Source organism: Staphylococcus simulans, assembly GCF_002994445.1.
GTDB lineage: Bacteria > Bacillota > Bacilli > Staphylococcales > Staphylococcaceae > Staphylococcus > Staphylococcus simulans_B.
This window is the reverse complement of the sequence record NZ_MRZJ01000014.1, coordinates 1-24,640: the sequence shown is the minus strand read 5'-3', so window position 1 is coordinate 24,640 and position 24,640 is coordinate 1. Positions and strand designations below refer to the sequence as shown.

General features: G+C 37.9%; 22 protein-coding genes. 15 read left to right on the top strand and 7 right to left on the bottom strand.

The window, feature by feature from the left end:
• The first annotated feature begins 68 nt into the window (after positions 1 to 68).
• The 3 genes from C7N65_RS11855 (at position 69) to C7N65_RS11845 (ending at position 2,349) form a co-directional block, all read left to right on the top strand.
• Complete coding sequence (locus C7N65_RS11855) at positions 69 to 491, top strand: universal stress protein (RefSeq protein WP_105994649.1); 423 nt, start codon at positions 69 to 71, stop codon at positions 489 to 491.
• Between the two features lie 130 nt (positions 492 to 621).
• Positions 622 to 1,539 carry a DUF5996 family protein gene (locus tag C7N65_RS11850; protein WP_105994648.1) on the top strand — a complete coding sequence of 306 codons (918 nt, stop codon included), beginning with the start codon at positions 622 to 624 and terminating at the stop codon, positions 1,537 to 1,539.
• Positions 1,540 to 1,608: 69 nt separating this feature from the next.
• On the top strand, positions 1,609 to 2,349 hold the full coding sequence (locus C7N65_RS11845; RefSeq protein ID WP_105994647.1) for an epoxyqueuosine reductase QueH: 741 nt from the start codon (positions 1,609 to 1,611) through the stop codon (positions 2,347 to 2,349).
• Positions 2,350 to 2,378: 29 nt separating this feature from the next.
• On the opposite strand, the gene C7N65_RS11840 is transcribed toward C7N65_RS11845, so the two are convergent.
• Both C7N65_RS11840 and C7N65_RS11835 read right to left on the bottom strand, forming a co-directional pair.
• Positions 2,379 to 2,837, bottom strand: a complete 459-nt coding sequence (locus tag C7N65_RS11840) for a DUF3021 domain-containing protein (RefSeq protein WP_105994646.1) — start codon at positions 2,835 to 2,837, stop codon at positions 2,379 to 2,381.
• Positions 2,834 to 3,274, bottom strand: a complete 441-nt coding sequence (locus C7N65_RS11835; RefSeq protein WP_105994645.1) for a LytTR family DNA-binding domain-containing protein — start codon at positions 3,272 to 3,274, stop codon at positions 2,834 to 2,836. The genes C7N65_RS11840 and C7N65_RS11835 overlap by 4 nt, the downstream gene beginning before the upstream one ends.
• A 1,263-nt stretch (positions 3,275 to 4,537) precedes the next feature.
• Here C7N65_RS11835 and C7N65_RS11830 point away from each other — a divergent pair.
• The 4 genes from C7N65_RS11830 to C7N65_RS11815 all read left to right on the top strand — a co-directional run bounded on the left by C7N65_RS11830 (position 4,538) and on the right by C7N65_RS11815 (position 8,926).
• A complete protein-coding gene (locus C7N65_RS11830) occupies positions 4,538 to 4,909 on the top strand; it encodes a DUF488 domain-containing protein (protein ID WP_105994644.1) in 372 nt (123 codons plus the stop codon).
• A gap of 317 nt (positions 4,910 to 5,226) precedes the next feature.
• Complete coding sequence (pflB, locus tag C7N65_RS11825; protein ID WP_105994643.1) at positions 5,227 to 7,476, top strand: formate C-acetyltransferase; 2,250 nt, start codon at positions 5,227 to 5,229, stop codon at positions 7,474 to 7,476.
• Between the two features lie 88 nt (positions 7,477 to 7,564).
• The gene (gene pflA, locus C7N65_RS11820; RefSeq protein WP_105994642.1) at positions 7,565 to 8,320 is read left to right on the top strand and encodes a pyruvate formate-lyase-activating protein; all 756 of its coding nucleotides are present in this window, start codon (positions 7,565 to 7,567) and stop codon (positions 8,318 to 8,320) included.
• Between the two features lie 204 nt (positions 8,321 to 8,524).
• Positions 8,525 to 8,926 carry a sporulation protein gene (locus C7N65_RS11815; protein ID WP_105994641.1) on the top strand — a complete coding sequence of 134 codons (402 nt, stop codon included), beginning with the start codon at positions 8,525 to 8,527 and terminating at the stop codon, positions 8,924 to 8,926.
• Positions 8,927 to 9,007: 81 nt separating this feature from the next.
• Here C7N65_RS11815 and C7N65_RS11810 read toward each other — a convergent pair whose 3' ends face one another.
• Positions 9,008 to 10,018 (bottom strand): NADP-dependent oxidoreductase, encoded by a 1,011-nt coding sequence (locus C7N65_RS11810; protein WP_199790692.1) that lies wholly within the window; start codon positions 10,016 to 10,018, stop codon positions 9,008 to 9,010.
• A gap of 173 nt (positions 10,019 to 10,191) precedes the next feature.
• Between C7N65_RS11810 and C7N65_RS11805 the strand changes: the two genes are divergently transcribed.
• Entirely contained in the window at positions 10,192 to 11,493 is a 1,302-nt protein-coding gene (locus C7N65_RS11805) for a pyrimidine-nucleoside phosphorylase (RefSeq protein ID WP_105994640.1), read from the top strand.
• Positions 11,494 to 11,528: 35 nt separating this feature from the next.
• Positions 11,529 to 12,722, top strand: a complete 1,194-nt coding sequence (gene deoB, locus C7N65_RS11800; protein ID WP_105994639.1) for a phosphopentomutase — start codon at positions 11,529 to 11,531, stop codon at positions 12,720 to 12,722.
• Positions 12,723 to 12,831: 109 nt separating this feature from the next.
• Here deoB and C7N65_RS11795 read toward each other — a convergent pair whose 3' ends face one another.
• On the bottom strand, positions 12,832 to 13,854 hold the full coding sequence (locus C7N65_RS11795) for a PTS transporter subunit IIC (RefSeq protein WP_105994638.1): 1,023 nt from the start codon (positions 13,852 to 13,854) through the stop codon (positions 12,832 to 12,834).
• Positions 13,855 to 14,059: 205 nt separating this feature from the next.
• On the opposite strand from C7N65_RS11795, the gene C7N65_RS11790 reads away from it, so the two are divergent.
• From C7N65_RS11790 to C7N65_RS11780, 3 genes are all read left to right on the top strand, one after another.
• Positions 14,060 to 14,929 carry a fructosamine kinase family protein gene (locus C7N65_RS11790; RefSeq protein WP_105994637.1) on the top strand — a complete coding sequence of 290 codons (870 nt, stop codon included), beginning with the start codon at positions 14,060 to 14,062 and terminating at the stop codon, positions 14,927 to 14,929.
• Between the two features lie 146 nt (positions 14,930 to 15,075).
• Positions 15,076 to 16,506 carry a phosphate--AMP phosphotransferase gene (locus C7N65_RS11785; protein WP_105994636.1) on the top strand — a complete coding sequence of 477 codons (1,431 nt, stop codon included), beginning with the start codon at positions 15,076 to 15,078 and terminating at the stop codon, positions 16,504 to 16,506.
• Positions 16,507 to 16,590: 84 nt separating this feature from the next.
• A complete protein-coding gene (locus C7N65_RS11780; RefSeq protein WP_105994635.1) occupies positions 16,591 to 17,568 on the top strand; it encodes a cation diffusion facilitator family transporter in 978 nt (325 codons plus the stop codon).
• Between the two features lie 238 nt (positions 17,569 to 17,806).
• Here the strand turns inward: C7N65_RS11780 and C7N65_RS11775 are convergent, their stop codons facing one another.
• Positions 17,807 to 18,433, bottom strand: coding sequence for an FMN-dependent NADH-azoreductase (locus C7N65_RS11775; RefSeq protein ID WP_105994634.1), 627 nt, complete (start codon positions 18,431 to 18,433; stop codon positions 17,807 to 17,809).
• Between the two features lie 202 nt (positions 18,434 to 18,635).
• On the opposite strand from C7N65_RS11775, the gene C7N65_RS11770 reads away from it, so the two are divergent.
• Positions 18,636 to 18,935 carry a hypothetical protein gene (locus tag C7N65_RS11770; RefSeq protein WP_105994633.1) on the top strand — a complete coding sequence of 100 codons (300 nt, stop codon included), beginning with the start codon at positions 18,636 to 18,638 and terminating at the stop codon, positions 18,933 to 18,935.
• A 49-nt stretch (positions 18,936 to 18,984) separates the two neighbouring features.
• Here the strand turns inward: C7N65_RS11770 and C7N65_RS11765 are convergent, their stop codons facing one another.
• Positions 18,985 to 19,221, bottom strand: coding sequence for a hypothetical protein (locus tag C7N65_RS11765; protein WP_105994632.1), 237 nt, complete (start codon positions 19,219 to 19,221; stop codon positions 18,985 to 18,987).
• Between the two features lie 149 nt (positions 19,222 to 19,370).
• Here C7N65_RS11765 and srtA point away from each other — a divergent pair, with 149 nt between their 5' ends.
• Positions 19,371 to 19,979 (top strand): class A sortase SrtA, encoded by a 609-nt coding sequence (gene srtA / locus C7N65_RS11760; RefSeq protein WP_105994631.1) that lies wholly within the window; start codon positions 19,371 to 19,373, stop codon positions 19,977 to 19,979.
• 61 nt (positions 19,980 to 20,040) lie between these two features.
• Here the strand turns inward: srtA and bioB are convergent, their stop codons facing one another.
• Complete coding sequence (bioB, locus tag C7N65_RS11755; protein ID WP_105994630.1) at positions 20,041 to 21,054, bottom strand: biotin synthase BioB; 1,014 nt, start codon at positions 21,052 to 21,054, stop codon at positions 20,041 to 20,043.
• Between the two features lie 796 nt (positions 21,055 to 21,850).
• Here bioB and C7N65_RS11750 point away from each other — a divergent pair.
• Positions 21,851 to 24,640 (top strand): SdrD B-like domain-containing protein (locus tag C7N65_RS11750; RefSeq protein ID WP_105994629.1); only part of this gene is annotated, 2,790 nt, incomplete at its 3' end.

Genomic DNA, 24,640 nt, shown 5'->3' with positions numbered 1-24,640 from the left:
ACTTTTTAGGGTATATTAATAATGAATAGATTATGACTAAACTTTTTCATAGAAAGAAGTGAAATTTTATGTATGATAAAATTCTAGTACCCTATGATTTCGGAAACGCATTTAATAATGTACCTGAGCAACTAGCTAAATTAACGAATAATAGTAAAGATGCGAAAATCACGGTTTATCATGTAATTTCTGAAAATGATTTAGCCAATTATGTACGTTATCAAAACAAACATTTTGAAGAAGTAACAAAAGAAAAAGAAGCAGACATGAAACCGTTTATTCAAAAGTTGGAAGAAAGAGATTTGAATTACGAAATTGTCTTTACGACAGGTCCGGCAACGAAAGAAATTTTAGATGAATTAGAGAAAAATGACTATGACGTTGTTGTGATGAGTAACAAACGTTCTCGCATAGAAATTAAACACGTCTTAGGACACGTGACACATAAAGTCGCAAAACGTGCACATGTTCCTGTTCTGATTGTGAAGTAACAAAAATAGCGATGAAATAGATGTACACACGACAATGTTATGAAAGTATTAAGGAAACCGCTTCGGCGGTTTCTTTTATGTTTATGCGTGAAAAAACGGGTAGAGAATATCTAAAGGGGAGGGAATTTCCATGGAAATATTGAAATATAATGAATGGAAAGATGAACAGCAAACATTACAATTAATTACGCAAATCTTAGGCAAATACAAACTCGCTTGCAACTATCAAGCACCGCAATGGGAACATCTGACATTAACGATTACACCAGAAGGTTATACGACAGGTTTGATGTATTATGGCGAAAAGTATTTTTCAATCAGTATCAACTTATTAGATGACCAGATTGAAGTACGTGTTAATGATGAAATGACCACATTCCCATTAAAAGACGGTAAAACGATTCAAGATTATTATGAACAAATCACAGGAACTGTAAAACAATATGATATTCAAGTAGAACTGAACAAAGTACCGCAAGAGATGAACACAACAACACCATTTGATGAAGATACAGAACACCATCACTATGATCATGATATAGCAGTGAAAGCACTGCAATTAATGCAGTATGCCAATCGTGCATTAGAACGTTTTGTAAATCCGCTGCGTGCAAGAATCGAAGGACCCGGCTTATTCTGGGGTACTTTTGATATTTCTGCCATTGTGGTATATAACGAAATGTATGAAACATTCAAGCCGTACCAAGTGATAGAATACGGCTGCTTCGATGAAAGGTTTGTGGAATTCGGCTTTTGGTTCGGCGACGATAATTTTGAAGGTCCGACTTTCTTCGTCTTGCCTTATCCGTTTGTGGACAGCGATTTCGAATATGAAGGCAAACTGCCTGAAGGTGCTTACTTTGATCAGCAGCTGACAGAGTTTGTTTACGAATTGAAACAAGGTGATTTAGCAGAACTTGATGTCATTGATGAAACATTCAAACGCGGCTTTGACATCTTCAGCAAGCATCAAGGATGGGAAGGCACAGACCATTATACCATTCCGCTCAGAATGCCGAAGAATGCTTTATCAGATGATGAGGCATAGCACAGTGAAATAAAGTTCGATATAATAAAGATAATAACGAATCCACCTAAGAGAAGGAGCGGCACATCAATGATAGAGATGGATGGCATTGTAGCCAAAATGAAAAATCAAAAGATAAACTATGATAGAGTACTAAAGAAAATGATTAACCAATGGGAACGTGCAAATGAACGTCCTAAAATTATGCTGCACAGTTGTTGCGCACCTTGCAGCACCTATGTATTAGAATTCTTGTCTGAATATGCGGACCTTGCGATTTATTTTGCGAATCCGAATATTCATCCAAAGAAAGAATATGAACGCCGTGCCTATGTACAAAAGGCATTTATCGAAGAATTCAATGAAAAGAACGGTACACATGTCCGTTATATCGAAGCACCTTATAAACCGCATGAGTTTATGAAAATGGCTAAAGCGAAAGGTGTCACAGACGAACCAGAAGGCGGTCTCCGCTGCAAAGCCTGCTTTGAAATGCGTTTAGATATGGTCGCAGAAGCGGCAGTGGAATACGGTTTTGATTACTTCGGCAGTGCATTAACGCTGTCACCGAAGAAAAATGCGCAAATGATTAACGAGTTAGGTGCAGAAGTTCAAAAGCTTTATGATGTGAATTATCTGCCGAGCGACTTTAAAAAGAATAAAGGCTATGAACGTTCGCTTGAAATGTGCAGAGACTACAATATCTACAGACAATGTTACTGTGGCTGTGTCTTTGCGGCACAAGCGCAAGGTATTGATTTCAAAGAAGTGAATAAGTCTGCACAAGCGTTCTTTGATGAACTGAAAGCAAATGAAGCAGCACGTCCTTAAGTGGGCGGCTGCTTTTTTATGTTGTATGCTTATTTTAATTTTTGGTTCACCATATCGATAAAACGTTTGTTCTTCACATAGTTGATCATCCAAATGACTAAATAGACCAGTATAAAGATGAGCGTGAAAACTAAGAAATTCAATATATCAAGCGGAAACCAGCCGGCTAAAATTGCGAGCGGCAAGAAGCCTGCATAACTTAAAACACTGTGAATGAGCGTCATTTTAAGGAGACTCCAGTCTGTTTGCGTAAAGATGAAATCTGTTAAAGTAAACAAAATACCGATACATCCCCAGATTATGACGCACAGCAGCATAATCATAGGTTCTGACAAATGCTGATGGTAAATTTCACCCATGGTTGAAACGGGAGATAGCGGTACGTAATGTCCTTGACCAAAAATAAAAGAGAATATCAGCGACAATGCAATACCGATAGTGATGCCAATCATGAAACCGGAAGCTAAAGATTGCAGGAATTGTTTCATTGGAATAACCTCGCTTTCAATTGTTTAAGATAGCGGCGTGAAGAATAAGTGTCGTCGCCATGTTTCATTTCAATATGAATCATACCGTTCGGACTTAAGCTGAGCTGACGGATATTATGCATATTGATAATTTCAGATTTAGATATTCTGATGAACTGATCTGGAAGTTTGATTTCAAGCTGATATAGGCGCGCTTGTATATGAATGCGGTGCGACTTTGTATAGGCAAATAATTTTCGCTGTTCTGAACGGATGTAGAGAATCTCTTCGATTGGGAAGCGGTAAGTCTTATCGTTTTGTTTACCGCAAAGTGCCGTAATACCAGGGGGTGCTGTGGCAGCGTTAATTATCGCATCTACCATTTGATTATGTGTTTGTGCGTAAATATCAACATGCTCATCTTTATGGCTGTGATCAATATATGTGTTGACTTTCATTGGCCTGCCTCCTTTGTTAATTCCATTAAAGCAGACATTCAATCTGTTGAGAATACTTTTAACACCAACGGTATAAAGTGTATGACGAACGGCAAAAGAGAAAAGAAAAACAAAAAAGAGAAGGTCTGGGGAAACCTTCTCTCGATTACAGTGATTTCAAAAATGATGGGGAGTCATTTTTGGTACTTGTAATAACAATATCAATTTTTTATAAGGAGTTTGTTTTAAGTGAGATACATTCAGGGGAAAACGTATCTGCACTTTCTAACTGTGTATATTTCTATAAGAGTTCATCAATATGATTGGTTATATTTTTCTTCCGATACTTACTTAGCCTACAATTTTTAAGGAGTGGATTGAGCGGTTAATGAGATGCAAGACGTTGAATCCTCTATCATCCAATCTATCTGTATCATTAACACTCAACTTTTGAATATACCAATTACTCATTTTCAGAGATAAGCCGTTCTTTGATTCAATATTGTTTTGGGCACACAATAGATCGCGCTGTATACAATAAGTTGGGAGTGGAAAAGCAATAGGTTGGGGAGCCTGTCTGCTTTTTTTCAACACGTATTCTATTGAGTTTGAATGCTTTGAGCGTCAGGGGAAACGCTTGTTCATTTTATATTGAATCACTTGCGTTGGTATTGAATCTGAGATGGGGTAATCTCATTTTTGATTCATCAACCTGCTATGCACAACTCACCTCCTGAAATATACTGCAATTGATGCACAATCATTTCAGATGCGGGGAACATCATTCATGATCGATGCAGCAACATGACAGAAATCCTACCACAGACTAACTGTCATAATGACATTTCTAGGTGTTGTTCTGAGATGTACTCGTTCACTGTAAAGCGTCGCATTATTGTCTATTTATAATGCCGCCAGATTAAGAGTTTAAATAGATAGCGTTGTTATAAGCGCTTATCTATCCACTGTTCATTTCTCTAGGTCTCTTGAACAGCAACATCGCTTGCAACAACTTTGTTATCTATTTCACATACTACAATAACAGACTTTGTGATTAAAATCACTAAATATGGTGCATAACTTTTTAGAGTTGTGACATTATTGTGAATCTGTCCGAGCAACTGTTGTATTGTGTAAGCGCTGTATTACCACAGAAATATAGTGCACAATGGGAATGTCAGGAGTTGTTTCCTATTTATATAGGGCTGAATGCTTGTTTGCAGGGGATAAGACAGGGTAAATTAGAAATGAAACAATGCTGTAAATGAAAGGATGAGGAGATTTATGGCAATCAAAGTGAAACGTATTTATGAAGATAAAGCAGAAAATGACGGTATCAGAATATTAGTCGACCGTGTTTGGCCGCGCGGTATATCAAAAGAAAATGCTAATCTAGATGAGTGGATAAAAGAAATCGGACCTACTAAATCACTCAGAGAATGGTTCAATCATGATCCGGATAAGTTTGAAGCGTTTGAAAAGAAATATATAGAAGAACTTAAAAATAATGAAGAACAGAATGAAGCATTTAAAACGCTAGAAGGAATAATTAAAAATGCGCGCAAAGATGTTGTGTTATTATTCGGTGCAAAAGATGAAAAACACAATCAAGCAGTCGTACTTAAATCTTATTTAAAAGAATTAGGTTATAAATAAGTATTAACTTTCATTAAATCCTAAATACATTGAGTTGAAAAGAAATAGTATACAGAAATCGGTGTGAACAGTTCGTCCGGCCTTGCAGTTACTGCATTGCCGGATTATTTTTGTTTTGAAAACAAATCAACAGCTGTTCTAATACACATGATATAGAATGTAACACTGACTCTAACAGATTCACAGACTCGTCACATGTTGCATGAAACGCTTTCATATTTTAGTGATTTATTTCACAAAGCACGATATAATAATATGTGAAAAGGTGAACAAAGTTAATAACCTAAAAATACAAACTATCCATCGGAGGGATAATCATGATTGAATCTAAATCAAAAAAGCAATCAGCATGGTCAGGTTTTGCGACAGGTAAATGGACTTCAGAAGTGGATGTAAGAAACTTTATTCAATTGAACTACACAATGTATAACGGAGATTCTTCTTTCTTAGAATCACCAACAAGAGCAACAAGTGATCTTTGGGAACAAGTTATGCAATTAACAAAAGAAGAACGTGAACGCGGCGGCATGTGGGACATGGATACAAAAGTCGCTTCAACGATTACTTCACACGATGCAGGCTACTTAAATAAAGATAAAGAACAAATTGTCGGTGTTCAAACTGAGAAACCATTCAAACGTTCAATGCAGCCGTTCGGCGGTATCCGTATGGCAAAAGCAGCTTGTGAAGCATATGGCTACGAATTAGATAAAGAAACAGAACGTATCTTTACAGATTTACGTAAAACACATAACCAAGGTGTATTCGATGCATACACTAAAGAAATGTTAGCTTGCCGTAAAGCAGGTATCATTACTGGTCTTCCAGATGCATACGGACGCGGCCGTATTATCGGTGACTATCGTCGTGTAGCTTTATACGGTGTAGATTACTTAATTGAAGAAAAAGTAAATGACTTCAATAACATGTCTAGTCAAATGGATGAAGCAACAATCCGTTTACGCGAAGAATTATCAGAACAACATCGTGCATTGCATGAGTTGAAACAATTAGCTGAAACTTACGGTTATGATATCAGCAAACCAGCAACTAACTTTAAAGAAGCGGTACAATGGTTATACTTCGGCTACTTAGCAGCAATCAAAGAACAAAACGGTGCCGCAATGAGTTTAGGCCGTACGTCTACTTTCTTAGACATTTACGCTGAACGCGACTTGCAAAATGGCGACATTACTGAACGTGAAGTACAAGAAATTGTGGATCACTTCATTATGAAATTACGTCTTGTAAAATTCGCAAGAACACCAGATTACAATGAATTATTCTCAGGCGATCCTACTTGGGTAACTGAATCTATCGGCGGTGTAGGTATTGACGGACGTCATATGGTAACGAAAAACTCATTCCGTTTCTTACACACTTTAGATAACTTAGGACCAGCACCAGAACCAAACTTAACAGTTTTATGGTCACAACGTTTACCAGAAAACTTCAAGACTTTCTGTGCTGAAATGAGTATTAAATCTAGTGCAATCCAATACGAAAACGATGACTTAATGCGTGAAAGCTATGGCGACGACTACGGTATTGCATGTTGTGTATCTGCAATGCGTATCGGTAAACAAATGCAATTCTTCGGTGCACGTGCGAACTTAGCAAAAACATTGCTTTATGCAATCAACGGTGGTAAAGATGAAAAATCAGGCAAACAAGTCGGACCAGAATTCGTACCTGTAACTTCTGAAGTGTTAGACTATGATGAAGTTTATGCGAAGTTCGATCAAATGATGGAATGGTTAGCAGGCGTTTATATCAACTCACTTAACATCATCCACTACATGCACGATAAATACAGCTATGAACGTATTGAAATGGCATTGCATGATACAGATGTATTACGCACAATGGCAACAGGTATCGCAGGCTTATCTGTAGCAGCTGACTCTTTATCAGCAATCAAATACGGTGAAGTGCGCGCAATCCGCAATGAAGAAGGCTTAGCAGTTGATTTCGAAACAACTGGCGACTTCCCTAAATACGGCAACAACGACAAACGTGTCGATGATATTGCGATTGAATTAGTGAAAACATTCATGAAAAAATTACGCAAACACAAAACTTACCGTGATTCAGAACACACTATGAGTGTCTTAACAATCACTTCAAACGTAGTATATGGTAAGAAAACTGGTAATACACCAGATGGACGTAAAGAAGGCGAACCATTCGCACCAGGTGCTAACCCAATGCACGGCCGCGATGAGCACGGTGCTTTAGCATCATTATCATCAGTTGCGAAGATCCCTTACGAATACTGTAAAGACGGTATCTCAAATACATTCAGTATCGTACCGAAATCATTAGGTAAAACAGATATGGAACAAAACCATAACTTAGTTTCTGTATTAGATGGTTATGCAATGCAGCAAGGTCATCACCTTAACATTAACGTATTTAACAGAGACACATTATTAGATGCAATGGAACATCCTGAAGAATATCCGCAATTAACAATCCGTGTATCTGGATACGCAGTTAACTTCATCAAATTAACAAGAGAACAACAATTAGACGTTATCTCAAGAACATTCCACGAAAGAATGTAGTCACTAACAGGGGATTAAAAGCCGTCAATCATGCGGCTTTCCCTTTTAAATAAAGCATAAGGATCACATAAATAAAGAAAGGACGATTATTATGGAAGGAAGAATTCACTCAGTAGAAAGTTTAGGGACAGTTGACGGACCAGGGCTTCGCTACATTATATTTACACAAGGGTGTTTATTGAGATGCCTGTACTGTCACAACCCTGATACTTGGGGGTTAACAGATGCACCGCGCAAAGCAACTGTTGACGAATTGGTGGATGAAATTCTTCCTTATCGTCCTTACTTTTCAGTTTCCGGCGGCGGTGTCACTGTAAGCGGCGGAGAGCCGCTGCTTCAAATGCCGTTTATCGAAGCACTATTTCAAAAGCTTAAGCAAGCAGGTATTCATACATGTATTGATACTTCGGCAGGATGTGTGAATGAAACCCCTGCATTCCTTTCCCATTTAGACAATCTGCTTGAGCATACGGATTTAGTTTTGCTGGATTTAAAACATATGGATGAAGCAAAGCATATTGAGCTTACAGGCAAACCGAATACGCATATTATTAAATTTGCGAAGATGCTTTCAGAACGCAAGCAGTCTGTATGGATCCGTCACGTCCTTGTGCCGGGTTATACAGATGATGAAGAACATTTAAGAAAACTAGGCGAATTTATCAATACTTTAGATAATGTAGAACGTTTTGAAATTCTGCCTTACCATCAATTAGGTGTGCATAAGTATGAAGCTTTAGAGCTTGCGTATCCGTTAGAAGGTGTACAAGAGCCGACGAACGAAGAAGTGGTACGTGCTTATAATTTAGTGAACTTTAAAGGACTTACACCTGTAAGTGTATAATCAAATGAAACAGACGTTGGGCATCAGTTTGCTCAGCGTCTTTTTTTAACCTGTCTTTGTTGACAAGAAATCTGTGATTTCTTTAAAATACTTGTGTTATTGAAATATATCGTCATTTCATGAATGAAACACCTTGCTTACGGGGAATAGAGGTAGGGTGAGTAGTGATATATCAATTTCATCATTTCAAGGAGGATTCTCATCATGTTTGAAAAATTACTAACATCTTTAGGCGTTGGGGCTTTAACAATCGAAACACGCCTAGAAAAAGAAGCATTTGATGCTAATGAATTAATTAAAGGGAAAGTTGTGCTTAAAGGCGGAGACGCTGATCAGCAAATCTCTAAAATTAAATTGTCACTGATTGAACATGTTAAAAATTCAACAGAACATAGTGACTTTGATGAAATGGAAAACGTGTTGCAAGAATATGAAATTCAAAGCAAACAAGTAGTTGAGGCTGGAGAAACTACTGAAAAAGCATTCGAATTCCCATTAGAAAAATTTGATTTCGAAAAAGGCACAGATGCACTGACATTAAGAACTTATGTCTATATCGACAGCGGTGCAGATGCTGAAGAAGATGCTGAAATCAGAATTCAATAAATTGAAATAGAAAGACACCGTCTTCCTTATAACAAACAGATGCGTTTGTAAGGAAGACGGTGTCTTTTGTATACATAAAGCTTAACGTGACATACGGATTACTACTTTGCCTGCAGCATGTCCTTGTTTAAGATAATCCAAGGCATTGTTTATCTCTTCAAAATCAAACGTCACATCAATTACTGGACGGATTTTTCCGCTTTCTACTAATTGACGCAATTTATTAAGCGTTTTTCGGCTGTTATGCATAAAGAGAAAATGATATACGGCGTGATGTTCGCGTGCTGTGCGATGGATTTTGCGTGCTGACCATTGCAGCAACCATCTTTTCCATAACGGCATACCGAATTGGATTGCATTTTCACCGTCAGGTTTACCGTTGATAGAAACGACTTTTCCGAGCGGTTTTATTATTTTAAAGGCATCTAATAAATGTGTGCCGCCTAATGTATCTAAGACACCATCGTAGTCTTTTAAGATTTCAGTGAAGTTTTGACGGTGGTAATCGATAACAATATCGGCACCTAGCGCTTTAACTAATTCTCGGTTTTTAGCACTAGTTGTTGTCGCAACATGTGCACCCAATACTTTTGCGATTTGAACAGCTAATGTACCCACACCGCCAGAACCTGCTTGAATTAAGACGTTCTGGCCGCGTGTGACATGCATCGTATCATTGAGTGCTTGATACGCTGTTAAGCCTGCCATAGGGAGCGCAGCGGCGTGTGCATAGCTTAAATTGCGCGGCATGGCAGCTATTTCATTTTGTGTTGCGGCAGTATATTGTGCTAAGGCCCCTGGTTTTGTGCCGTACACTGCATCGCCGATTTGAAACGCAACAACATGTTTGCCGACGGCGACGACTTCGCCTGCAAAATCATGCCCCATAATATACGGTGTTTTATAATTAAAGAACATACGGATAGCGCCGCCTTGTGCAATTTTATAGTCTACAGGGTTTAAACTTGCCGCATGGACTTTGACTAAGACTTGATTGTCTTCAATTTTCGGGCGTTCTACTGTTTCAATTTTTGCTTGTTGTGCTTTTTTATATTTATGTATCACTACAGCTTGCATTTTATCGTTTGTCATGACTCACACTTCCAATTTCCAATATACTTCATTATACACCCCAATTCCCTTTGGAGAAGTTGATTAATCTAGAATTCACCAGTTTGTGAAATTGTATTTCATGCATGGTAAAATAGAGGTAAGGCAAGTCACAAAGAACAGATGAAAGAGAAAACTTTAAGGAGTGACAGATAATGAGAATGGTGGATTTGATCGATAAGAAACGTGATGGGAAGGCATTGACGACAGAGGAAATGAATTGGATGATCGAGCATTATACCAATGGAGACATCCCTGATTATCAGATGTCGAGTTTTGCGATGGCGACTTATTTCCAAGATATGAATGATGAAGAACGTGCCGCATTAACGATGGCTATGGTGCATTCGGGAGATGTGATTGACTTATCCGCAATCGAAGGAATTAAAGTAGATAAGCATTCGACAGGCGGTGTCGGCGATACAACGACATTAGTATTGGCACCTTTAGTTGCGGCTGTGGGTGTACCTGTAGCTAAAATGAGCGGCCGCGGTTTAGGCCATACAGGCGGTACGATTGATAAATTAGAATCTGTAGAAGGATTCCACGTTGAAATTTCAGAGGATGAATTTATCCGTCTTGTAAATGAAGATAAATTAGCAGTTATTGGACAAACAGGGAATTTAACACCGGCAGATAAGAAGATTTATGCACTGCGCGATGTGACAGGGACAGTTAATTCCATTCCATTAATCGCATCTTCGATTATGAGCAAGAAGATTGCGGCAGGTGCTGATGCGATTGTATTAGATGTTAAAACAGGCAACGGTGCCTTTATGAAAACATTAGAAGATGCGAAAGCTTTAGCACATGCGATGGTAAAAATCGGCAATCATGTCGGCAGACAAACAATGGCGATTATTTCTGATATGAGCCAACCGCTCGGTAATGCGATCGGCAACGCTTTAGAATTACAAGAAGCGATTGATACATTGCGCGGCAAAGGTCCAGAAGATTTAACAGAGCTTGTGATGACTTTAGGTTCTCAAATGGTTGTATTAGGAGGTAAAGCAGAAACTTTAGATGAAGCACGCACACTGCTTAAAGAAGCCATCGACAGCGGTGCAGCTTTAGATAAGTTCCGTACATTCTTGCAAAACCAAGGGGGTAATCCAGAAGTAGTGGATAATCCAGAATTATTGCCGCAAGCAAAATACCATATTGAACTGCCAGCAAAATCAAGCGGTGTAGTGACTGAAATTGTCGCAAATGAAATGGGTATCGCATCCATGATGCTTGGCGCAGGCCGTCAAACAAAAGACGATGACATTGATTTGAGTGTCGGCTTGATGCTGCATAAGAAAGTCGGAGATAAAGTGTCAGAAGGCGAAAGCTTAATGACTATTTACAGTAATAATGAAGACATTGATGATGTCAAAGCGAAACTTTATGATAATATTACGATTGCACAATCAGGTGAGACACCAACACTCATCCATACTGTGATTACTGAATAAACGTATGAAATTAAGATAGATAGGAGCGAGTGCGTATGACAACGCCATTTAAACGTATACATTTAATTGTGATGGACTCTGTAGGTATCGGTGAAGGCCCGGACGCGGCCGCATTCAATGATGAAGGCAGCCACACTTTAAAACACACATTAGAAGGATTTGAACAAGATTTACCGAACTTAGAAAGATTAGGATTAGGTAATATCGATAAGCTTCCAGTCGTGCATGAAGTTGAACACCCAGAAGCATTCTATACTAAGATGAGCGAAGCTTCTGTAGGTAAAGATACGATGACAGGACATTGGGAAATTATGGGCTTGAATATTATGCAGCCGTTTAAAGTTTACCCTGACGGCTTCCCAGATGAGTTAGTTAAAGAAATCGAAGAGATGACGGGACGTAAAATTGTCGCTAACCGTCCAGCATCTGGTACGCAAATCATTGATGAGTGGGGCGAACACCAAATGAAAACAGGTGATTTAATCGTCTACACTTCTGCAGACCCTGTACTTCAAATTGCGGCGCATGAAGATATCATCCCGCTTGAAGAGTTATATGATATTTGCGAAAAGGTACGTGAACTGACTAAAGACCCTAAATATTTAATCGGACGTATTATCGCACGTCCTTATGTTGGAGAACCTGGCAACTTTACACGTACTTCTAACCGTCATGATTATGCTTTGAAACCATTCGGACGTACTGTAATGAATGAACTTAAAGATAATGACTATGATGTGATAGCTATCGGCAAAATCAATGATATCTATGATGGCGAAGGTGTCACAAAAGCGATTCGTACTAAAAATAATATGGATGGCATGGATCAATTGATTGATGTCGTACAACAAGACTTTAACGGCATCAGCTTCTTAAACCTTGTTGATTTTGATGCCTTGTACGGACATCGCCGAGACAAAGAAGGCTATGCACAAGCCATCAAAGACTTTGATGAACGCTTGCCTGAGCTCTTTGAGCACTTGCATGAGGATGATTTAGTGATTATTACAGCGGATCATGGTAATGACCCGATTGCGCCAGGTACAGACCATACACGCGAATATATCCCTGTATTGTTCTACAGCCCTAAATTAAAAACAAAAGCACATGAACTCAGCGGCGATACAACGTTTAGTTCAATCGGTGCGACAATCGCAGATAACTTTGGTGTGAAAATGCCTGAATTCGGACGCAGCTATTTATCAGAAATGGGTGTAGATAAACTATAGAATCAGCGCATCAGAAAGCTGAAGTGAATCATTGAAAGCATAAAAAATAACGTTTCATCCCTTCGTTGGGTGAAACGTTATTTGTATTTAGGAAACCATTATTATAGCGTTAACTTGCAGTTTTCTTGTCTCCGATATGAATCTTTTGATCGCCGTCTTTAATCCAGCCTGCATTGCGGCATACTTTATAAAGCAAGTAGCTGACAATGGCAGGTAATGCGATTTGGAAGATGATAATCAATAACCATGTTTTGGTAGAAGCACCCATAGTATTGATGGTCATGATTTGTCCAATGAATCCGCTCGTTCCCATACCAGCACCTGCCGCATTGTTTGTCATTGGGAAGAGTGTTGTCATGATAGGTGCGACAATGGCACTTGTGACAGTCGGCGGAATCAAAATGGCAGGGTTCATCAAGATGTTTGGAACTTGCAGCATACTTGTACCGATTCCGATAGAGATAATACCGCCAACGCCATTATCTTTATAGCTGGTTACCGCAAAACCGACCATTTGTGCACAACAGCCGATCGTTGCGGCACCGGCAGCTAAACCTGATAAGTCGAGCATTAAAGCTAAAGCTGCACTGGAAATCGGTGCTGTCAAAGCTAAACCGAAAATGACTGCCACTAAAATACCCATAACCAGCGGACGCTGATCTGTCGCAAGCATAATCATTTTGCCTAGTGAAACCATAAAATCATTTAAGAAGGGTCCGATAAATTTAGCAACTGCGCCCCCGATAATTAAAGTGAGCAGCGGAGAAATAATAATATCTATTTTTGTTTTAGCTGCATAAAAACGACTGAGTTCAGTTGCGATTAACGTCGCCACAAAAGCACCGACAGCACCGCCTCCGAATTTATCATAGCCGAGAGAACCGACGATAATACAAGAAAAAATAACTAAAGGCTGTGCACCTAAACCATAGGCAATGGCACCCCCGATAGCAGCGCCGGTTAACCCCATTGCGACTGTTCCGATATCAGATAAGAAATGTAAATTTAAAGCAGGAACTAAAGTTTGTTTACCGATAGTCTGCAGGATTAAACCAATAATGAGTGAACCGAACAGACCTAATGTCATATAACTTAGGCCTTGTATAAACCAACGATGTAGAAGTTTTTTCATTTAGGATTTCGACCTCCATTTATTTGCCATTAGTATAGCATAAAAGCAAACGTAAAAAGGATTGTTATTTTGAATAACACATCATTGTAAAATGAAATAAATAAAAGTAATAAAGTGTGAACGGCAAATAGGAGAAGAAAAGTTATAAATATGAGCAGGGTGGTATATATTATATATAGAACAATTAAGAACGGGGGAAGACATGATGGACAAGTTATGGCAGCAAAATCTACCAATCTCTGGTATTAAAGATATCGTACCGATTGCCGGCGGTGATGTGAATGATGCTTACCGCATTGATACAGAAGCAGGAGAGGTTTTCTTTTTACTTGTACAACCTGACAGTCCTTATGATTTCTATGCGGCAGAAGCAGAAGGGTTAAAAGACTTTGAATACGCAGAAATTACTGCACCACGTGTTATTGCGAATGGTGAAATCGGCGGAGACGCTTATTTGATTTTAAGCTGGTTAGAAGAGGGACCGCGCGGCAGCCAAGCAGAACTTGGCAAACTCGTCGCAAAACTGCATGATTTCCATAATCCGGATAAACGTTTCGGTTATGATTATCCGTATGAAGGCAGAGACATTTCATTCAATAATGAATGGACCGATTCTTGGAAAGAAATCTTTGTGAATCGCCGATTAGATCATTTAAGAGAAACAATCGTAGAAAAAGGTTTATGGAATGTAGATCAACTTAATAAATTCGATAACGTCCGAGAAGTGATTGTACAGGCTTTAGACAACCATAAAAGCAAACCTTCTTTATTGCATGGCGACTTATGGGGCGGCAATTATATGTTCTTAGAAAACGGAGAACCTGCCTTATTCGACCCAGCACCATTATATGGCGATAGAGAATTTGATTTAGGTGCGACAATTACATTCGGCGGCTTCTCAGAAGAATTTTATGAAGCTTACGATAAAGCATATCCTCTAGATGAAGGCGCTTATCAGCGTATTGAATTCTATAAATTCTATTTACTGCTTGTTCATTTAGTGAAATTCGGTACGATGTACGAGGGCAGTGTGGATGCTTCAATGGATAAAATTTTAAGTGATACAAACTTTTAAAAGAAATGAATGCATCGGGCGGCTTGCTTTGATAGTGAGCTGCTTTTTTTATACATAATGATTTGTTGAGTGGAATTTTACTCATTTGCGCAATTCAGTCTGAAAAAGTGTTAATTTAGAAGTAAGTTTATAAATGGGGTGAGAATATGTCAACTAAGATTAAAGACCTTGAGTTAAAAGCATCTGAGCTAACAAGAACAACGCATCAGCTAGGGATACCGGTTATGATTGTATTCGAAGGGGTGCCGGCAGCAGGAAAGACACGTTTGTCTAATGAATTACTACTTACATTGGATGCTAAATATTCCAGCTTTATTGCGACAGCATCGCCGACTCAAGAAAATCTGCGCTATCAATTTCTTCAAAAGTATTGGAATACCTTACCGGGCAAAGGCGAAATCAATATCTATTTCAGAAGCTGGTATGCACACTATATTGATTACAAAGTCAATGGTATAAAGCATCTACAGTATAAAGATTATGATGTGCTGCGCGACCAGATCGCAGGCTTTGAAACTATGCTTGAAAATGACCATTACGAAATTATCAAATTCTATATTGAAATTGATGAACAAAAACGACAAGAACATATTTTACAAACAAAAGAGAATCCGTTGACACGCTGGAAAGCACAAGAATATGAAAATGTTATTCCTGATGATATTTATCTTGAAGAGATGAGCCGTATTTTAAATGATCCGAAACAAAAAGATTGGCAAGTGATTGATTATACGGATAGAGAAGCGGCTACGATTCGTATGTATGAACATATTATCAAACGTTTGAAAAAAGCGATTAAAGCTTTTCACGAACGTGTCAAAACACGTGACGGTTTATTTACACCTGACTTTAAAACAGATTTATTTGATAATCCATTGCCTAAAGTCAGCAAAGCAGATTATAATGCACAAATTGAAAAGCTGCAAGCACGTATGCTGGAAATTCAATTTGCGTTGTATGAAAGAAAAATTCCATTGATTTTAGTCTTTGAAGGTATGGACGCAGCGGGTAAAGGCGGCAATATCAAACGTATTCGTGAAAAATTAGATCCGACAGGTTATGAAGTTAGTGCGATTAGTGCACCGACTGATGTAGAACTGGCACATCAATATTTATGGCGCTTTGCGCATGATATGCCAAGAACTGGACATATTGAAATGTTTGACCGCAGCTGGTATGGCCGAGTACTTGTAGAACGTGTGGAAGGTTTTGCGACTACAGACGAATGGCAGCGTGCGTATCATGAAATTAACGACTTTGAAAAAATGTGGACAGATGAAGGTGCAATCATCTTGAAATTCTTCCTCAGCTTAGATAAAGATGTACAGTTGGAACGCTTTAAAGCGAGAGAAGACAATCCAGATAAACAATGGAAAATCACAGATGAAGATTGGCGCAACCGTGAAAAATGGGATTTATATTTAGAAGCTAGTGCGGATATGGTTAATAAAACGAATACTTCTAATGCGCCATGGTATATTGTACCTGCTGATCATAAGAAAACAGCACGTATAGCGGTATTGAAACGTATTATTAAAACATGTGAAACAGCGCTGTGGGGCGTACATCACGATTAATAAAAATCGAGTATAATGGGTGTAGCTAACATACATTCAAAGTGATAGATTAATTTACGGACTATGTAAACGGGAGGGCAAGTAATGGCAAGAAATTATTCTAGGACTTATTATTTCCATCATGTGGAGCATCGAAAAATTCAACAAAGCTCTAAAAAAACACTATGGTTATCATTAATCATTACATTGTTCTTCACTATTGTTGAATTCGTCGGAGGGATTGTTTCCAATTCCTTAGCACTATTATCAGACTCATTCCATATGCTGAGTGACGTATTGGCATTAGGTTTATCAATGGTCGCGATTTATTTTTCAAGTAAGCGGCCGACAAATCACTTCACTTACGGCTTTTTAAGGTTTGAGGTAGTTGCCGCATTCCTTAATGGTTTGGCATTAGTAGTCATTTCATTATGGATTTTCTATGAAGCAATTATGCGTATAATTTTCCCAAGGGAAATCGAAAGCGGCCTAATGTTTTGGATTGCGGTCATTGGATTGATCGTCAATATCGTGTTGACATGGTTGTTGTATCATTCATTGAAATCTGAAGATAATATCAATATCCAAAGTGCGCTTTGGCATTTCTTAGGCGACTTGCTTAACTCGGTCGGTGTCATTGTAGCGGTAATTTTAATTAAAATTACCGGTATTCAAATGATTGACCCGATTTTAAGTATTGTCATTTCATGCGTATTATTAAATGGCGGTTATAAAATTTTGAAGAATGCTTGGCTCATTTTAATGGAAGCAGTACCGAGCGGTTTAGATGTGGATCAGATTATGGAAGATATGAAGAAAGCAGAACGTGTCATCGATGTGCATGAATTCCACCTATGGAGTGTCACTTCAGACCAATATTCATTATCTGCACATGTGGTGTTAGACAGCAAAGACAGTCAAGATGCATACAGTATCATCAACCAATTAGAAAAATTGCTGAAAACAAAATACGGTTTGCATCACACAACATTGCAAATTGAACATCTGGATTTAAACCATTTAGATGAGAATTATTTTGAGCAATTCGAAAATGAAAAAGAAGAAAAGTGTGTTATTGAATAAGAAAGCGGGTAAACTAAGAAATAACATTCAGTATTGAAACCTGAATGATGAAATTTGCCTAAAGGAGGCTTATTCAATGGCTGAAGAGAAAAAAGGTTCTATTTCAGGTCGTGTTGTAGAAACGACAAAAGAAGAAGCAAAGAAACAAAAAGAGAAGTTAGAAAAGAAAAACGATAAGTAGCACATAAAAAAACGGGCAGTTCCATTATTAAGGAGCTGTCCGTTTTCATGTTTGAGATTAAAATTCTTTTGCGAATGATTGAGCGTTTTGAATTGCATTTAATTTAATTTCTTCAGCGTTTTCAGGTTCTGCGTTATGACCTTCAATTGCGATCAAGTTAATGTTTGGTACACCCATGAATGCTAGGATAGTACGTACATAGCGGTCGCCTAATTCAAAATCTGCAGCTGGGCCTTCGCTGTAATAGCCGCCGCGTGATTGAATGTGTAATGCTGCTTTATCTGTAAGCAATCCTTGTGGTCCTTCAGTAGTGTATTTGAAAGTTTTGCCTGCAACTGTTACAGCATCGAAGTAACGTTTAACAGCAGGAGGGAATGATAAGTTCCACATTGGAGTAACAAAGACATATTTGTCAGCTGCTACGAATTGATCAACAAGTTCAGTTAAGCGATTTACTTTTTGTTGTTCTGAATCAGTAAGTGTTTCGCCAGATTGTAATTTGCCCCAGCCTGAGAAAACTTCAGCATCGATTTCTGGTACATCGTCTTTGAATAAATCGATGTGAACCACTTCGTCTTCAGGGTGTTCTGATTGATAGCTTTCGATAAAGGCTTTACCAACTGCCATTGAGTTTGAAACCATTTCATCTAATGGGTGTGCAGTAATATATAATACTTGTGACATTAATAATCATCCTTTTACATGTAATTTAAGGTATATTTATTATACCAGATACATTTTGTATATGTAAAGTGCAAAGTTTACACTTTTTTCAAATTTAATGTTGTGTAAAATAGGAAGTTTTGGTGAACAATGGTTTTGGATGATACAAATTGCTTTGTTAAGGCGTATAATACTTGTGATATGAAATAGCAGAGGTGAAGAGATGAAGAATTTGCTGATAGGAACGTGTCTATTCCTGCTCGTAATCGGATCAGGTTTATATACGATTAAGGCGGAAATTCATAATGATGCAGAAGCCGCATTGCATCAAAAGAAAAAATTAAAAGGGATAACATCTGAAAAACAATTAAAAGCATTTTTCAATGATGCGAAGAAAACTGAAGCACAAAAATTAAGCGCTTATGAAAGTGCCGTTGAAAATAAGGTCATTCCGCGCAGTCCGCATTTTCAAAATGCAGATGCCGCATATAAAGAATCGATGGATTTGAAACATCATCATTAAAAAAGCAATCATTTATTGAGTGTGACAGACTCTGTAAATGATTGCTTTGCTATAGATTAAAGAATGCTTTGATTTCATTGTATGAAGGTAAGTGGTCAGCAGCGTGCTGCAAGTTTTGCAATGATGGCATATCGTTGGACCATGTTTGTATTTGATTGAAGAAAGTGCCGTCGAAAATGCTGCTGTAAAAATTTAGAAAGTTATTTAAATAATTGCCGTCTTGCCATACTTTATAGGTACCGATCAGTGCGAGTATAAATATGAGCCCTTTAAATAAATTCCACATCGTCTTTCTCCTTAAAAACATTTTAGTATCTAATTAATTGTATAACATTTTAATCCTGATTGCCAGTGCATACTAAAGGATATATGTAAAGTAAAAATCATGGTATAATAGATGAAATTCACATCATGAACTTAATTAGGAGGTTGACAATGGGCAAGTGGAAATCACGGTTATTTACGATTATTGGAGTCGTACTGATTTTAGTTGGTATCTTCATAGTGTTTAAACCGCAAATCGATCATTATATCGCTGGAAAACAAAATGATGCAAAAATTGAACAATATGATAAAAAACAAGCGCAACAGAAAAAAGATAAAAAAGAAGTACCGAAAGTTCCTAAAGATAAATCACAATTAGTAGGCTATATCGATATTCCGAGCGTTAAAATCAAGGAAGCAGTATATCCTGGTCCTGCCACACCAGAACAGTTGAACAGAGGTGTCAGCTTGGCAGAAGAAGATGAATCGTTAGATCAGCAGAACATTGCGATTGCCGGACATACTAATACCAGCGGCAATTATCAGTTTACTAACCTGCACAAAGCTAAAAAAGGTGCGAAGGTAACATTTAAAGTAGGAAACGAAACAAGAAAATATAAAATTACTTCAATAAGAGATGTAAAACCTGACGAAGTCAGTGTATTAGATGAACATAAAAATAGTAAAGAGCAGCTTACATTAATCACTTGTGATGATTATAATGCGCAAACAGGCGAGTGGGAGACGCGCAGTATCTATAAAGCAGAACGTGTAGATTAAACAAATGAAACAGACCTGAGACAGTATGATAGATATATCATGTCTCAGGTCTATTTGTGTGTTATTGAACTTCTAATTCTTTTGTGATTTGTTCAGCAGTATCTTCTGGCAAGTTGCTGTTGTCGATTTCAAAACCTAAATCTTGAATCATTCTAAAGTCCATATCATTAGGTTGGCCGCCAGTGATAAGATAATCGCCGACAAAGATTGAGTTCGCAGCAAGCAATGCAAGCGGCTGTAATGATTGTAAATTGACTTCTCTGCCGCCAGCGATACGAATTTCTTTTGTTGGATTTACCAGTCTGAATAATGCGATGATACGTAAACATTTCATAGGTGTTAACTCATCCATGTCGCCGAACTTAGTACCTTGAATAGGGTGAAGGAAGTTGATTGGAATACTATCCGCATCAAGTTCTTTCAACGCAAAGGCCATATCAATTCTGTCTTGTGCTGTTTCACCCATTCCGCAGATAACACCTGAACAAGGTGAGATGTTATGTGCTTTCATAATTTCAACCGTATTCACACGGTCTTCGTATGAATGTGTTGTAACTACTGTGTCGTGATAGTTTTCGCTGGTATTCAGGTTATGGTTATAACGATCAACACCCGCATCTTTTAAGCGTTGTGCTTGTTCATCATTCGCAATACCTAAACAAGCGCAAATTTTTAATTGCGGATGATTGTGTTTGATTTGTTTCACGGATTCAGTAATATGGTTGACCTCTTTATCACTAGGCCCTCGTCCGCTCATAACAATGCAATATGTACCGATTTGATGTTCAGCTGCCGCATCTGCACCTGCAATAATGTCATTTTCTGGAATTAAAGCATAACGATCTTTTCGTTTCATATCTCTTGATTGACCGCAATACCCGCAATCTTCAGGACAAATACCGCTTTTTGCATTCAAAATCATATTTAATTTTACTTTCTTGCCATAGTAATGCTTTCTGATGGCGTAAGCCTCATCTAATAGTGTCATCGTATCGATAGATTCATCTGTATATAAATCATAGGCTTCTTCTTTTGTTAACGCGGTGCCATTTAAAATCTTATCTGCTAATTCCATTTTTCCTTCCCCCTTAGAACTATAAAAATCTAATTGTTAACTTATAAACTTAAAAAGATTACATTTACCTTGTTGATTTTACATCAAATCAGTTGGATTGCCAAGTATTGCTCTAATAATGTAATTTGATGATGCTTATTACACTTCGGAGATAGGATTTTATGTAAAAGTGAAAATTAAATTCAAATAATGATAAAGCAATCTGTGAAATAGAATAACCAAACGGATGTCGTTTTATCATAGAAACGCTTTAATAATTGGGTACTTTTTTGTTTGAAAGGGTGCAGAGGGTTTAAAATAATTTAGTTCTAAAAATACATTAATAAGAACTTTTTACATATAAAATGATAACTATTCATATTAATGTGGATAGTTATCTCCATAAATGTGTCCAATTTGTGACAATTGTAAACGTTTTATTAAGTGTATTATGTAACTTTTAATAGGGGAAAATGTCAGTTTTCGCTATAACAAAACCTTATTTTCAACGGGAATTGTATAAATATAAAATTGATTGAACTCAATTGCATTGCGTAGTCTAGCGTACTTTATTTAGGTAAAGTATATAAGAAAATTATGTTATGGATTACAAAATTGTATATCAAAAATTATTTGATAATAAAAAGCGTTGTGACACAAAAATTTACGAAAAATGGATAAAAGACTTAACTAAATTGATTGGAAATGTGCTACTATTTACTTGTACTAATTTTTTGACAATTTTAACAAAGTAGTGGGCTACATTTATAACGTTAACAAGTACAATTTTCATATCTAGAAAGGGGTTATATCTTTTATGGGAAATAATTCACGTAAAAACAGTTTTGATGCAAGACGTCAAAACAAATATTCAATCCGCCGTTTTACAGTCGGCACAGCTTCTATTATTGTGGGAGCAACCATTTTATTTGGTATTGGAAATGAAGCAAGAGCTGCAGAATCATCAACTTCAAGCAGTACTACCTCATCTGCTGATCAAACGTCAGGTTCAACAACACCTGAATCAACCGACCAGTCAATAGGAACATCATCTAATTCAACTGACCAGTCAGTAGGTGGAAATACTGAATCACCATCACCAACTGCAGAACAAACACAAACAGCAACTGAACCTGCAACTTCAGTTGAGGCACCAGCAAGCACTGATACAGTACAACCCACACAAGATACGACTACAAAGGACAGTAATGTAACATCTACAACAGAAGCACCGACAGCAGATACTTCTTCACCAGATACTGCATCTGAGCCAGCACCAGCACCTGATACATCTTCAACAACAGAAAAAGCATCTGAGCCAGCACCAACAGGAGATACATCAGCTGCGGATAAAGTGTCTGAGCCAGCACCAACATCTGATACATCTTCAACAACAGAAAAGGCATCTGAACCAACACCGACTGAACCACCAGCACCGTCTCCAACATCGGAAACTACTTCAGGTTCAACTTCAGAGCCAACACCAACTACTGAACCAACATCATCAACTGCTAAAGAACCAACTGCTGAACCAACGAACTCAGTAATTACTGCATCTGAGCCGACAGAACAAGTTACAGCAGCAAGTTCGAATACAACAGGTACGACAAATACAGATACATCAACATCATCAACATTAGCTGAACAAGCAGGTGTTACATCAACTGATTCTCCTGAAATAGCAACTTACAAATTGTTGCAGCAATCATCAGACAATAAAGATGCAAATACAATCCAAACTACTGCTGAAACTACACCTACATTACGTACTTTCAGTACTTTTGCGGCACCAACAACAACTACTTTGGCAGCTGCAACTGGTACAAATGTAAACAGTTTGGTGACAATCTCTAATGCACAAATCTCTGAAACAACGATTGATCCTAACCAATCAGGCAACTTCCGCTTAACTGCTGACTATACAGTGAATGGAGATGTGAAAGCTGGAGATTACTTTACAATCCAGTTACCTGATTATGCAAATATGAATGGAGATTTTGATTATTCAGAATCGAATAATCAAATGCAGACAGAATTATATTCACCAGCTGGTTTAGTCGTAGCTGACGGTGTATATGACACTCAAACTAAAACTTTAACCTACACTTTCACTGATTTTGTAAATGGAAAAGATCATATTGCTGGTAGCTTTGATTTAGCACAATTTACTGATAGAGAAAATGCACCATACAGCGGAACGTATGCATTAAATTATGATTTAGCGGGCGAAGCATATAATACGCAAATTACTTATGCATATGACACACATAATAATATCTCGTATCCAGCATCTATTGGAACTATGATTACTGAAGTAGACGCAACAAACACTACTAACACATTCAAGCAAGTTATATATGTGAATCCGACTGACGAGAACCTCAGCAGTGCTTTTCTTACAATTGCGCCAAAAGATGCTAATAGCAGTGCAGTTATCAATTACAATGATACTCAATTACACATTTACAAAGTTAATGATCCAAATGCTTTAACAGACAGCTATGCATTTGACCCGACAGTCTATCAAGATTTAGCACAAAATTTTTATAATAATGGAAGTATCTATACAAATAATGATGGGCTTTTAGAAATCAACTTTGGTCAAATTGATTCACCTTATGTAGTTGTGATGGAAACTCCATTCGACCCGACTTACAGTGATGAAATTACTACTAGAGATACTTTCTATGCTACTGATTATGCTGGTAAATCATCATCATACTATTATGATAATGTTGTTGTTAAAGAAACTAGCGGCGGCACAGGTGATGGAACAGTTGAAAGTTATCGTTTAGGCGACTATGTATGGAATGATACAAATCACGATGGTATTCAAGATATCGGAGAAACACCTATTGAAGGTGTAACGGTAACGCTAAAAGATACGAATGGCACTGTTTTACAAACTGCTGTAACAGATATGTATGGAAACTATTTATTTACAGACTTAGCGAACGGTGACTATGTGGTTGAATTTACTGCACCAGAGGGATATGTATCAACTACTCGAGATGCAGGTACAGATAATGCTAAAGATTCAGATGGTTTAGTTGTACCCGTAACTATTAATGGGGCAGACGATTTAACAGTAGACTCAGGTTTCTATGTTCCAGTTCCAGCAACATATAACTTAGGCGACTATGTATGGGAAGACTCAAATAAAGACGGTATCCAAAACTCAAACGAGGTTGGCATCGAAGGTGTAACAGTAACGTTAACGAAACCAGATGGCACAACAGCAACGACAGTTACAGATGCGACTGGTAAGTATAACTTCGCTGGATTAGAGAACGGCGAGTACACAGTAACGTTCACACCGCCGGCAGGTTATGAAGCATCACCAGTGAATGTAGGAGATGCAGCATTAGATTCAAACGGCTTAACAACAACAGCGACAATCAATAACGCAGACAACACAACGATCGATTCAGGTTTCTTCAAACCGACGGTTGAACCAACACCAGTTCCAGCAACATACAATTTAGGCGACTATGTATGGGAAGACTCAAATAAAGACGGTATCCAAAACTCAAATGAGTTAGGTATTGAAGGTGTAACAGTAACATTAACTAAGCCGGACGGCACAACAGCAACGACAGTTACAGAT